The sequence below is a fragment of the Gammaproteobacteria bacterium genome, assembly GCA_035501935.1.
GTDB lineage: Bacteria > Pseudomonadota > Gammaproteobacteria > JAJPIJ01 > JAJPIJ01 > JAJPIJ01.
Genome location: DATJVC010000004.1, coordinates 62,208 through 74,715, shown reverse-complemented (window position 1 = coordinate 74,715; position 12,508 = coordinate 62,208). Strand labels below are relative to the sequence as shown.

Here is a 12,508-nt window from a genome sequence, read left to right as displayed (position 1 = left end):
CAGCAGCGCCTGCTCGAAGATCCCGTTGACGATGACGTAGTCGTATTCCGGGTAGTGCGACATCTCCGCGGCCGCCTCCTCGAGGCGGCGCCGGATTGTCTCCGCATCGTCGCTTTCCCTATTGCGCAGGCGGCGTTCCAGCTCCGGCAGCGAGGGCGGCAGGATGAAGATGCTGACGCTCTCGGGCATCCGGACGCGTATCTGGCGGGCGCCCTGCCAGTCGATCTCCAGCACCACGTCGCGTCCTTTGCCCAACTCGGTCTCGATGGCCGCGCGCGCGGTGCCGTAGCGGTTGCCGAATACCTCCGCGTGTTCGAGGAAGGCGCCGGCGGTAATCATGCGATCGAACTCCGCCGGACTGACAAAGTGATAATCGACGCCGTTGCGCTCGGTGGGACGCGGCGGGCGCGTGGTGTAGGAGACTGAGGGCACCACCCGATCGAAGGAAGCCACGAGTGCGTTGACGAGGCTGGTCTTGCCCGCGCCGGAGGGCGCCGAGACGATGAAGAGGTCCGCGGTCGTCATTCTATATTCTGAATCTGCTCGCGCATCTGCTCGATGATCACCTTGAGGTCGAGCGCGACGCCGGTGGTGTCCACGTGCGCGGATTTGGACCCCAGCGTGTTGGCCTCGCGGTGCAACTCCTGCATCAGGAAATCCAGCCGCCGCCCGGGCGCCGGGTCCTGTGCCAGCACGCGCCCGGTCTCGGCGATGTGGGTCTCCAGCCGGTCCATCTCCTCGGCCACGTCGAGGCGTTGCAGCATGAGTGCGAGTTCCTGTTCCAACCGCCCCGGCTCGATGTTGGTCAGGCTCAGTTCCTGGAGGCGCTGGCGCAGGCGATTTTTGAGATGCTCCTGGATGGCGGGCAACTGCGTCCGCATCTGGGCGACACGCTGGCCCAATGCGCCGCAGCGCTGCTCGATCAGTTGCGCGAGTTTGCCGCCCTCACGGCGGCGGGTGGCGACCAGGGCGTCCAGCGTCTGTTCGAGCAGCGTGGATAGCACCTCGCCGAGCACCTCGACGTTGGTTTCTTCGACACTCAAAACGCCCGGCCAGCGCAGCAGGTCGCAGGTCTTGAGCGGCGAGGGATTCTTGAGCAGGGCATCGATCTGCGAGCCGGCGGCAATCAGCGCGCGCACCAGTTCGACATTCACATGTGGTGTCTGCGAGGCCGCGGCCGAGCCGTCATAGCGCAGCAGCCCGTCCACCTTGCCGCGCTTGACGCGCTGCTCGATGCGCTCGCGGAAGTTGCTCTCCAGGCCGCGCAATTCCTCCGGCAGCCGCAAGGTGATTTCCAGAAAGCGGTGATTGACCGAGCGCAATTCCCACGTCGCGCGGCCCCAGTCTCCCTGGACCGAACTGCGCGCAAAAGCAGTCATGCTGGCGACCACGGGCATCCCCTCTATAATCTGAACGGTGAATCCATGCAGGGCTCATTTACGAAGACAGGCCCATCCCCTGGCGGGCATAATGCCACGTTTCTCCATTTCCAGCGATGCTGACTAATATGCTCTTTTATTTTTTCTTTATGAATAATTGTGCAAATAGGGCTGTAACATTCTTTGCAACACCAAAGAATGCTATGAAAATTGCCATCGCTACTAAGGTCATTCCTAATTTTCTAAATCCATAAAAATGTAGTGCCAGACCTGTTGCGCCAAGGGCAAACATTAACAATACGAAGCCAGCACTCGGTGCTGATATTTTTCACGGCTGTAATTTGGTTTTGAGCAGGGCGTTGACCTGATCGGGAGCGGCCTTGCCCTGCATCTTCTTCATGACCTGGCCGACGAAGAAGCCGAAGAGTTTGTCCTTGCCGGAACGGTACTGTTCGAGTTGCGTGGGGTTCTCGGTCATGACCTCGGCGATGGCCTTTTCGATGGCGTCGGTGTCGGTGACTTGCTTCAGTCCGTGTTTCTCGATAATTTGATCGGCGGTGCCTTCGCCGGCCCACATGAGTTCAAAGACCTTCTTGGCGATGGTGCTGGAGATGGTTTTGTCGATGAGGCGTTTGATCATGCCGCTCAGGAGTTCCGGCGACACCGGGCTCTGCGTGATGTCCTTGCCTTCCTTGTTCAAAAAGGCCGAGAGATCACCCATGATCCAGTTGGCGACGAGCTTTGCCTCGCCGCCGACGAGCTTGACGCAGGCCTCGTAATAATCGGCCAGCTCCTGGCTGGCGGTGAGCACGCCGGCGTCATAGGCCGACAAGGCGTACTGATTCATGAACCGTCCGCGCTTGGCCTCCGGCAATTCCGGCAGCGACTGCTCCACGGATTCAATAAACGCAGGCTCGATGACCAGCGGCAGCAGATCGGGATCGGGGAAGTAGCGGTAGTCATTGGCCTCCTCCTTGGCGCGCAGCGAACGGGTCTCGTCTTTGTCCGGATCGTACAGACGGGTTTCCTGCACGACCTTGCCGCCGCCTTCGATAAGTTCGATCTGGCGCGCGATCTCATGATTGATGGCGTGCTCGATAAAGCGGAACGAGTTCAGATTTTTGATTTCGCAGCGCGTGCCGAGTTTGCTTTCACCCTGCCGGCGGACGGACACATTGGCGTCGCAGCGAAAACTGCCCTCCTGCATGTTGCCGTCGCAAATCCTGAGATAACGCACGAGCTGGTGGATCGCCTTCATGTAAGCGACGGCCTCCTTGGCCGAGCACATGTCCGGCTCGGAGACGATTTCCAATAGCGGTGTGCCGGCGCGGTTGAGATCGATGCCGCTCATGCCGTGGAAGTCCTCGTGCAGCGATTTGCCGGCGTCCTCCTCCAGATGCGCGCGGGTGATGCCGATGCGTTTGTCGCTACCGTCAAGCTGGATGTGGATGGATCCTTTGCCAACAACGGGCAGTTCGTACTGACTGATCTGATAGCCCTTGGGCAGATCGGGATAAAAGTAATTCTTGCGCGCGAACACGGAGCGCGGCGCGATCTGCGCGTTCACGGCCAGCCCGAAGGCCACGGCCATGCGCACGGCCTCCTTGTTCAGCACCGGCAGCACGCCCGGCAGACCGAGGTCGATGGCGCAGGCCTGTGTATTCGGCTCGGCCCCGAACGCGGTCGCGGCACCGGAGAAAATCTTGCTGCGCGTTAAAAGCTGCGCGTGGATTTCCAAGCCGATGACTGTTTCCCAGTTCATATGATTTCTTCGCTTAGCCGAATGCCGCAGGCCGGCGCTTATGCCAGTCGGTGGCCTGCTGATACTGGTGGGCGGCGTTCAGCATGCGCGCCTCGCCAAAGTAATTGCCGATCACGTGCAGGCCCACCGGCAGATTGTTGACGAAGCCGGCCGGGATCGACATGCCCGGCAGGCCGGCGAGGTTGACGGCGATGGTGTAGATGTCGGAGAGATACATGGTCACCGGATCGGAGGTCTTCTCGCCGATCTTGAAGGCCGTGGTCGGCGAGGTGGGGCCGGCGATCAGGTCGACTTCCTTGAAGGCACGCGCGAAATCATCGCGGATCAAACGGCGGATCTTCTGCGCCTTGAGATAGTAGGCGTCGTAGTAACCGGCGGAGAGGGCATAGGTGCCGATCAGGATGCGGCGCTGCACTTCGGGGCCGAAGCCTTCGCCGCGCGAGCGGCAGTAGAGGTCCATCAAGTCCCTGGGTTTGTCGCAGCGGTGGCCGTAGCGCACGCCGTCAAAGCGGCTCAGGTTCGAGGAACATTCAGCGGGCGCCACGACGTAGTACGCCGGGATGGAGAGATGACCGTTGGGCAGGCTGATTTCCTTGATCTTCGCGCCGAGCCTTTCGAACTCGCGCACGGCGGCGTGTACCGTGTCCGCCACCGCCGGGTCCAGCCCCTGGCCGAAATATTCCTTTGGCAGACCGATGCGCAGTCCCTTGAGTGACGCATTCAGATCGCGCGCGTAGTCCTCGGCAGGTCGCTCCAGTGAAGTCGAATCGCGCGCATCGAAGCCACAGATCACGTTTAGCACCAGCGCTGCGTCCTCGGCGGTCTGCGTCATGGGGCCGCCCTGATCAAGGCTCGACGCGAAGGCGATCATGCCCCAGCGCGACACGCAGCCATAGGTCGGCTTGATGCCGGTGATGCCGCACAATGCCGCCGGCTGGCGGATGGAGCCGCCTGTGTCCGTGCCGGTGCCGAACGGCGCCAGCCGCGCGGCCACCGCTGCCGCAGTGCCGCCGCTCGAACCGCCGGGGACGCAGTCCGTGTTCCAGGGATTGCGCACCGCGCCGAAATGACTGGTTTCGTTGGAGGAGCCCATCGCGAACTCGTCCATGTTGGTTTTGCCGAGCATCACCAAACCTGCGGCATTGAACCGCTCGGTGACTGTGGCATCGTAAGGTGAGATGAAATTTTCCAGCATGCGCGAGCCGCAGGTGGTGCGCACGCCCTTCGTGCAGAAGATGTCCTTGTGCGCGTAGGGCACGCCGTTCAACGGCGCGATGTCGCCGGTGCGGCGGCGGGCGTCGGCCTCGGCGGCCTGCTTCAGCGCCCGTTCGGCGGTGACGGTGATGAAGCTGTTGAGTTTCGGATCGTGCGCCTCGATGCGTTGCAAACAAGCGCGGGTCAGATCGGTGCTGGAAAAATCGCCGCGCACGAGACCGCGCGCCAGTTCCGCCAGAGAGAGATGATGCAGTTCGGCCATGAGACGAAAAGCGCGGTGTTATTCGATGACCTTGGGCACCAGATAAAGACCGGCCTCAACGGCCGGGGCGATGGCCTGGAATTCACGCCGCTGATCCGGCTCGGTCACCTCGTCCTCGCGCATGCGCGCGCTGACGTCGAGGGGATGCGCCAGCGGCTCGACTTTGCCAGTATCCACGGCATTCATCTGCGCGACGAATTCCAATATGCCGGACAGTTGTTTTGCGAGCGCGGGCAGCCGTTCGTCCGGCACCTGCAAACGCGCCAGCCGCGCGATGGCCAAAACTTCTTCCTGGCTTAATGCCACGTTGACCTCGATCGATGGATGCACCCGAAAAGGAGGCGAGAACCACCCCGCCATCTCCGGAGCGGAAAATAGCACATTTGATGGTTACCTGATACCTGCGACGGTGTTAAGATATGTATCCTAACTCCGCGCCACCAGCCGGAAATAGGCAGTTGGCGCACCGCCACATCCAACTGCTTATCGCGTACAATAGGCGGCAATATCGGTTACAACGACCAGAGTACACATGCTAAGAAAACTACGAGGCCTGTTCTCCAACGATTTGTCCATCGATCTGGGCACGGCCAACACATTGATCTACGTCCGCGGCAAGGGCATCGTGTTGAACGAGCCCTCGGTGGTCGCGGTACGCAAGGGCCGCGACAACAGCGGCCACAAGACCATCGCCGCCGTCGGTGTCGAGGCCAAGCGCATGCTCGGCCGCACACCGGAGCACATCAACGCCATCCGGCCGATGAAGGACGGCGTCATCGCCGATTTCGAGATCACCGAGAAGATGCTGCAGCACTTCATCCACAAGGTGCACGGCAACCGCATCTTCCGCCCCAGCCCGCGCGTGCTCGTATGTGTGCCCTGCGGTTCCACGCAGGTCGAACGCCGCGCCATCCATGATTCCGCCAAGGGCGCCGGCGCGCGCGAGGTGTTTCTGCTCCAGGAGCCGATGGCCGCCGCCATCGGCGCCGGCATGCCGGTGTCGGATCCGCGCGGCTCGATGGTGCTGGACATCGGCGGCGGCACCTCGGAAGTGGCGGTGATATCCCTGAACGGCGTCGTCTATTCGGATTCGGTGCGCACCGGCGGCGACAAGTTCGACGAGGCCATCGTCAATTACATCCGCCGCAATTACGGCAGCCTGATCGGCGAATCCACGGCCGAGCGCATCAAGCAGGAGATCGGCTGCGCCTACCCCGGCAACGAGGTGCGCGAGATCGAGATCAAGGGCCGCAACCTGGCCGAGGGCCTGCCGCGCAGTTTTACCTTGAACAGCAACGAAATTCTTGAAGCCCTGCAAGACCCGCTGGCCGCCGTGGTGCGCGCGGTCAAGATGGCGCTGGAAAAAACACCGCCGGAGCTGGGCGCCGACGTGGCGGAGCGGGGGCTGGTGTTGACCGGCGGCGGCGCGCTGTTGCGCGACATCGACCGGCTGCTGATGGAGGAGACCGGCCTGCCGGTGATCATCGCCGACGACCCGCTGACCTGCGTGGCGCGCGGCGGCGGCCGGGTGCTGGAGATGATCGACGAGCATGGGCCGGATGTCTTGATGCTTGAGTAGCAACGAGTTGTAAGGGGAGAGATGAGTGTGCGCGTGAGAAGGGGGAGCGACGCATGAAGTCCTTGTTCATCCATCCGTCGCCGTCGCTGACGAAGTTGCTGACGCTGATCGCCGGTGCGCTCCTGCTCATGGTGATGGATCACCAGTACCGGCAACTGGAGGCCCTGCGCGCCGTGCTTTCGGTCGCGGTCTATCCGCTGCAGGTGATGGTCAATGCGCCGGTGCAGGCGGCGCACATGCTGATGTCCTCCGTGGCCACCCGCCAGGCGCTTCAGAATGAAAATGAAAAGCTGCAGGTGCAGAACCTGCTGCTGAAATCGCGTCTGCAAAAATTCTCGGCGCTGGAATCGGAGAACAAACATCTGCGCGAATTACTGGATTCCTCGGTGCAGTTGGGCGAGAAAGTCCTGGTTGCCGATGTGCTGGGCGCGCAGGCCGATACCGACGCCGCGCAGATGACGCTCAACAAGGGCAGCCAGCATGGCGTATATCTCGGGCAACCGCTGGTCGACGCCGAGGGCGTGATGGGGCAGGTCATTCATGTGGCGCCGTTCACCAGCGTGGCCATGCTGATCACCCATCCCAATCACGCGCTGCCGGTGCAATTCAACCGCACCGGCGTGCGCGCCATCGCGGTGGGCACCGGCAACGACGCCGTGCTGGAGTTGAATTATGTGCCGGTGACCGCCGACGTGCGGGTGGGCGATCTCGTCACCACCTCCGGCCTGGGCGGGCGCTTTCCGGCGGGTTATCCGGTCGGCGAGGTGACCAAGGTCAGCCGCGAATCCGGCAACCCATTCGCGAAAATCAGCGCCGCGCCGAGCGCCCGGCTCGGCCGCTCCCAGCAGGTCTTGCTGGTCTGGCCGGCGAACGGGCCGGCGGCGGTGGCGGGCCTGTCCGGATCGCCTTTTCCTCCCATCCCGTAACTTCATGGCTATGCCCGCCTGGCGCGGAGGGGTTATCGCCGCGAGTTTCGTTGTGGCCCTGATGTTGACGGCGATGCCGCTGCCGTCATGGGGCGTGGCATGGCGGCCGGCATGGGTGGCGATGGTGCTGATCTACTGGGCCATGGCCGTGCCCAACCGCGTGGGCATGTTCACCGGCTTCGTGCTGGGGCTGCTGGTGGACGTCATCGAAGTCAATCAAAGCGCGGTGCTGGGCCAGCACGCCCTGGGGCTGGGCATTATTACCTATCTGGTGGTGAGCAATCATCGCCGTTTGCGCGTCTTCCCGCTGGGCCAGCAGGCCGTCGTGGTCGGCAGTCTGCTCCTGGGTTACATGGCGTTGAACGGCGCCATCATGGCGGTGGTCGGTCAGCCGCCGAATCCCTGGCGCCTGGCCCTGCCGGCGCTGACCAGCGCGCTGTTGTGGCCGTGGCTGTTCGTCATCCTGCGCGATCTCCGCCGCCGTGCACATCTGAGTTGAGATAGATCGATGGAATATTCGCTGGAGCTCAAAGATCGCGTCCGCGAGCTCAAGCTGGTGCGGCGCCGGCTGACTGCCGCCATGTTTCTGGTCATGGTACTGCTCGGGATGCTGCTGTTACGACTGGCCTACCTCCAAATCGCCGAGCACGAGCATTACACCACCCTGTCGCGGGACAACCGGGTCAAGGTGCTGCCGCTGGCCCCGACGCGCGGGCTGATCTACACGCAGGACGGCGCGCTGGTGGCGGAGAACCGCCCCGCCTTCAGTCTCGACGTCGTCCCGGAACGCGTCCCCGACATGGAAGACAGCCTGCAGCGCATCCGGCGCGTAATCGACCTCACCGATACGGATGTCACGCACTTCCGGCAGGCGCTCAAACAGAAGCGGCGTTTCGAAAACGTCAGCCTGCGCTTCAATCTCACCGAGGAGGAAGTGGCGCGCTTCTCGCTGGATCGCCATCGATTTCCCGGCTTCGACATCACTGCATCGCTCAGTCGTTACTATCCACAAGGGGCGTTGCTGGCGCATGTACTGGGTTACGTCGGCCGCATTGACGAGAACGATCTCAGGGCGGTGGATGCGGCCAATTACAGCGCCACCACGCACATCGGCAAGGGCGGCGTGGAACAGACTTACGAAGAGGAATTGCACGGCAAGGTCGGTTATCAGCAAGTCGAGGTCAACTCGCAGGGGCGGGTGTTGCGCGTGCTGGAGAACACCCCGGCGGTGTCCGGCGCGGATCTGCACCTGACGCTGAACCTGTCACTGCAACGGGTCGCCACGCAGGCGCTCGCCGGCCGGCGCGGCGCCGTGGTCGCGCTCGATCCCGATACCGGCGGGGTGCTGGCCTTCGTGAGCCAGCCCAGTTACGACCCCAATCCGTTCGTCAGGGGAATCGGCGTCGCCCAGTATGCCGCCCTGCTCAATTCGCCGGACCGCCCCCTCTACAATCGCGCCTTGCAGGCGGTCTACCCGCCCGGTTCGACCATCAAACCGTTCATGGCGCTGGCGGCGCTGTACTACGGCGTGCGCTCGCCGGGCGCCACCACCTGGTGTCCAGGCTGGTTCATGCTGCCCAACGATGATCGCAAGTATCACTGCTGGAAAAAGCCCGGCCACGGCCGCATGGACATGAAGGAGGCCATCGTGGAATCCTGCGACGTGTATTTCTACGCGCTGGCGCTGGACCTCAAGATTGATCGCATGCACGATTTTCTTGATCGTTTTGGATTCGGCGACAGGACCGCCATCGATCTGCCCGGCGAGGCGGGCGGCGTCAATCCGTCGCGCGATTGGAAGCAGGCCACCCGCCGGCAGCCCTGGTATCCCGGTGAAACGCTCATCGCCGGCATCGGTCAGGGCTTCCAGCTGGCGACGCCGCTGCAACTGGCGCACGCGGTATCGGTGCTGGCCACGCACGGACTGAGCGTGCCACCGCATCTCGCCGGCAGTCTGCACCCCTCTCCGCCGGCGGAGGAGGAGACGATTGCCCCGCCCGTCGAAACCGCGGTCACTCTGCGCCAGTCGCGGGATTGGAACGTCGTGACCGCCGCCATGCACGAAGTGGTGCAGGGTGAACATGGCACCGCGCGGCATTCCGGCGAGGGCGCGCCGTACGCCTACGCCGGCAAGACCGGCACTTCGCAATTGTTCGGAATCAAGCAGGACGAGGAGGGCGAGAACGTCGAGGAGACAGACGTTCCGGAACGTCTGCGCGATCACGGTCTGTTCATCGCCTTTGCGCCGCTCACCGCGCCGCGGATCGCGCTGGCGGTGGTGGTGGAAAACGGCTCCAGCGGCAGCAGTTCCGCCGCGCCGGTCGCGCGGCAGGTGCTCGATCAATATTTGCTGAGGATTCTGACGCTGGGCCCGGCGGTGCCTCATGGACAAACGTGAATCGCTCTGGCTGCGGATTCATATCGATCCCATCCTGCTCGTCTGCATTTTCATATTGTGCGCGGCGGGACTGGCGGTGCTCTACAGCGCCACCGGCCAGGATCAGCAGATGGTCGCGCGCCAGGGCGGGCGCATGCTGCTCGGTCTCTTCATCATGGCGGGCGTGGCGCAATTCAAACCCGAAACCCTCACCCGGCTGGCGCCGTGGCTTTATGCGGCGGGAATGATCCTGCTGGTGGTGCTGAATTTCGCGGGAACCGGCCGCGGGGCGCATCGCTGGCTGGATCTGGGGGTGGTCCGTTTCCAACCCGCGGAAATCATGAAGCTGGCGGTGCCCATGACCTGTGCGCGCTTTCTCACGGTGGACGGCCTGCCGCCGTCGTGGGCGCGGCTGACGTTATCCGGACTGTTCATCCTGCTGCCCGTGATCTTGATCGCAGTGCAACCGGATCTGGGCACGGCGGTGCTGGTCATGGCGGCGGGAGGTTTTGTCATTTTTCTGGGAGGCTTGTCGTGGCGCGTCCTGCTGGCGCTGGTGGTGATCGTGGCCGCGTCCACGGTGCCGCTCTGGTCGCTGCTGCATGATTATCAGCGACAGCGCATACTCACCCTGCTCGATCCGCAACAGGATCCACTGGGCGCGGGCTATCACATCATCCAGTCCGTGATTGCCGTCGGTTCCGGCGGCCTGTTCGGCAAGGGCTGGCTGCAGGGCACGCAATCGCGGCTGGAATTCCTGCCGGAGCGCCACACGGATTTCATCTTCGCCGTGGTGTGCGAGGAATTCGGTTTTGCCGGCGCCGCCCTGCTCATCGGGATGTACTTGTTGATCATCGCCCGCGGGCTGTCGATCGCGAGCGAAGCCCAGGATCACGCCAGCCGCCTTCTCGCCGGCAGTCTGGCGCTGACGCTGTTCATTTATGTATTCGTGAACATGGGCATGGTGGTGGGGCAGTTGCCGGTGGTGGGTGTGCCGCTGCCCATGATCAGTTACGGCGGCAGTTCTCTGGTGACTCTCATGGCGGCTTTCGGTATGCTCATGTCCGTGCATACGCACCGGAAAAAAATGCTGTTCTGATGCGCAGGCGCCACTTCCCGTTACGCTCCCTGACCCTGCCACTGCTCCTCTTGCTGACCGCTGTTGCGGGAGGGTGCATGAGCGCGGTGGCGTGTGCGGAGGAAACGCCTCCTGCAGCCATCGAGCCGTTCATTCATGAACTGGTGCGGGAGTACGGATTCGACGCCACCTCCTTGCGCACCTTCTTCCATGATACACAGCGCCTCCCGGACATTCTGGAGGCCATTGCCAAGCCGGCGGAGGTCAAACCGTGGTATGAATACCGGGCCCTCCTTCTCACTCCGGAACGCGTCCAGGAAGGCGCGGTTTTCTGGCGGCTGCACGCCGATGAACTGGCGCGGGCACAGGCGCGATACGGCGTCGACGCCGGGATCATCGTTGCCATTCTGGGCGTGGAAACTTTTTATGGCCGCCACGCGGGCAGGTACCGGGTCGCCGATGCGCTCTACACCCTCGCGTTTTATTATCCGCCGCGCGCCGATTTTTTCCGCGGCGAACTGAAGAATTACCTGCTGCTCACGCGCGAACGCCACCTGGACGCCCTGTCGCTGTACGGCTCCTACGCGGGCGCGATGGGCATGCCGCAGTTCATGCCAAGCAGCACCCGCGCCTATGCCGTGGATTTCGACGGCGACGGCCGGGCGGACATCTGGAGCAGCGCGGCGGATGCCATCGGCAGCGTGGCCAACTATCTGCACGAGCACGGCTGGCGCACGGGCCAGTTGATTGCAATTCCTGCGCAAACCGACGGTCAAACCGGGAATGAAAATTATCAGAAGCTGCTGGCGGCCGGCCTCAAGCCCAGCCTCAGCGTGGAAACCCTGGCGCAGCAGGGGATACGGCCCGCAAGCGCGCTGCCGGCGGAGACAAAGGCGGCGTTGCTGCAATTCGCCGTGCAAAACGGCTCCGAGTACTGGTTGGGCCTCGATAACTTCTACGCCATTACGCGCTACAACCAGAGCCCGCTCTACGCGCTGGTGGTGGTGCAACTGGCGGCGGCGATCCGTGAAGCCTGTCATGTTCCAGGCGCCGCGAAGTGCGGGGAACAAGGGGAGGCTATCCAGTGACGCCGCGCTCATGCCGGTGGTTCCCGGCGGTGTTGCTGCCGCTGTTCCTCGCCGGTTGCGGTTTCAGTTTCAGGCCTTCGCCTCCGCCCGTGCCGGTGGAACAGGTTCCCGACGCCGTCCCCAAGGCCGAGCCGCTGTCAAAATACGGCAACCCCGATTCTTACATCGTCGATGGCCGGCGCTACTATGTACTCAAAAACGCCAACGGTTTTGTCGAACGCGGCATTGCCTCATGGTACGGGCCGGACTTTAATGGCAAGCGCACCTCCAGCGGCGAGATTTATGACATGTATCAAATGACCGCCGCCCACAAAACGCTGCCGATACCGGCCTATGTCGAGGTCACCAACCTGCAAACCGGGCAGCGGGCGGTGGTCAAGGTCAATGATCGCGGCCCGTTCAAGGACAACCGCATCATTGACTTGTCCTATGTCGCCGCGCGCAAGCTCGGCATCTGGGCGCAAGGCACGGGCCTGGTCGAAATCCGCGCCCTGAGCCCGGGCGGCGGGTCCGCCGCCACGGCGGTTGCGGAGACCACGCCGCCGGTGGCCACCGTACCTGCCAAAGGCCGCGGCGCACCGGTGCCGTTCTACATCCAGGTCGGCGCCTTCATCGATCGCGGCAACGCCGATCGCCTGCGCGCGCGCGTGCAGGCGCTGGTGCCCGACGTGCAGATCGCGCCGGGCGAGAGCAACGGCCAGGCGGTCTACCGCGTGCAAATCGGGCCGTTGACTGACGTGGATGCGTCGGATCGCATCGTGCATGCCTTGCTGCAAGCGGGCTTGGAAGAATATCGCATCGTACTCGAGTGAAGCCGCGAGCCGGCCCGCAAAATTCGATAA

12 protein-coding genes are annotated in these 12,508 nt (G+C 63.2%); 7 read left to right on the top strand and 5 right to left on the bottom strand.

Annotation, left to right across the window (positions count from 1 at the left end; all coding sequences use genetic code 11):
- From gmk to gatC, 5 genes are all read right to left on the bottom strand, one after another.
- Nucleotides 1–525, bottom strand: a 525-nt coding sequence (gene gmk, locus VMH34_00925; GenBank protein ID HTT07347.1) for a guanylate kinase, incomplete at its 3' end; no start/stop codon positions are given.
- Complete coding sequence (locus VMH34_00920; protein ID HTT07346.1) at nucleotides 522–1,397, bottom strand: YicC/YloC family endoribonuclease; 876 nt, start codon at nucleotides 1,395–1,397, stop codon at nucleotides 522–524. The genes gmk and VMH34_00920, both read right to left, overlap by 4 nt.
- Before the next feature lie 310 nt (nucleotides 1,398–1,707).
- Complete coding sequence (gatB, locus tag VMH34_00915; GenBank protein HTT07345.1) at nucleotides 1,708–3,141, bottom strand: Asp-tRNA(Asn)/Glu-tRNA(Gln) amidotransferase subunit GatB; 1,434 nt, start codon at nucleotides 3,139–3,141, stop codon at nucleotides 1,708–1,710.
- 13 nt (nucleotides 3,142–3,154) lie between these two features.
- Entirely contained in the window at nucleotides 3,155–4,609 is a 1,455-nt protein-coding gene (gatA, locus tag VMH34_00910; protein HTT07344.1) for an Asp-tRNA(Asn)/Glu-tRNA(Gln) amidotransferase subunit GatA, read from the bottom strand.
- 27 nt (nucleotides 4,610–4,636) lie between these two features.
- Entirely contained in the window at nucleotides 4,637–4,924 is a 288-nt protein-coding gene (gatC, locus tag VMH34_00905; GenBank protein ID HTT07343.1) for an Asp-tRNA(Asn)/Glu-tRNA(Gln) amidotransferase subunit GatC, read from the bottom strand.
- Nucleotides 4,925–5,150: 226 nt separating this feature from the next.
- Between gatC and VMH34_00900 the strand changes: the two genes are divergently transcribed.
- From VMH34_00900 to VMH34_00870, 7 genes are all read left to right on the top strand, one after another.
- Complete coding sequence (locus VMH34_00900) at nucleotides 5,151–6,197, top strand: rod shape-determining protein (protein HTT07342.1); 1,047 nt, start codon at nucleotides 5,151–5,153, stop codon at nucleotides 6,195–6,197.
- A gap of 53 nt (nucleotides 6,198–6,250) precedes the next feature.
- Nucleotides 6,251–7,123, top strand: coding sequence for a rod shape-determining protein MreC (gene mreC, locus VMH34_00895; protein ID HTT07341.1), 873 nt, complete (start codon nucleotides 6,251–6,253; stop codon nucleotides 7,121–7,123).
- A 4-nt stretch (nucleotides 7,124–7,127) separates the two neighbouring features.
- A complete protein-coding gene (gene mreD / locus VMH34_00890) occupies nucleotides 7,128–7,622 on the top strand; it encodes a rod shape-determining protein MreD (protein ID HTT07340.1) in 495 nt (164 codons plus the stop codon).
- A 9-nt stretch (nucleotides 7,623–7,631) separates the two neighbouring features.
- Nucleotides 7,632–9,521 (top strand): penicillin-binding protein 2, encoded by a 1,890-nt coding sequence (gene mrdA, locus VMH34_00885; GenBank protein HTT07339.1) that lies wholly within the window; start codon nucleotides 7,632–7,634, stop codon nucleotides 9,519–9,521.
- Complete coding sequence (rodA, locus tag VMH34_00880; GenBank protein ID HTT07338.1) at nucleotides 9,508–10,599, top strand: rod shape-determining protein RodA; 1,092 nt, start codon at nucleotides 9,508–9,510, stop codon at nucleotides 10,597–10,599. Before mrdA ends, rodA begins: the two co-directional genes overlap by 14 nt.
- A 77-nt stretch (nucleotides 10,600–10,676) precedes the next feature.
- A complete protein-coding gene (mltB, locus tag VMH34_00875; GenBank protein ID HTT07337.1) occupies nucleotides 10,677–11,666 on the top strand; it encodes a lytic murein transglycosylase B in 990 nt (329 codons plus the stop codon).
- Nucleotides 11,663–12,478 (top strand): septal ring lytic transglycosylase RlpA family protein, encoded by an 816-nt coding sequence (locus tag VMH34_00870; protein ID HTT07336.1) that lies wholly within the window; start codon nucleotides 11,663–11,665, stop codon nucleotides 12,476–12,478. The genes mltB and VMH34_00870 overlap by 4 nt, the downstream gene beginning before the upstream one ends.
- Nucleotides 12,479–12,508: the final 30 nt, after the last annotated feature.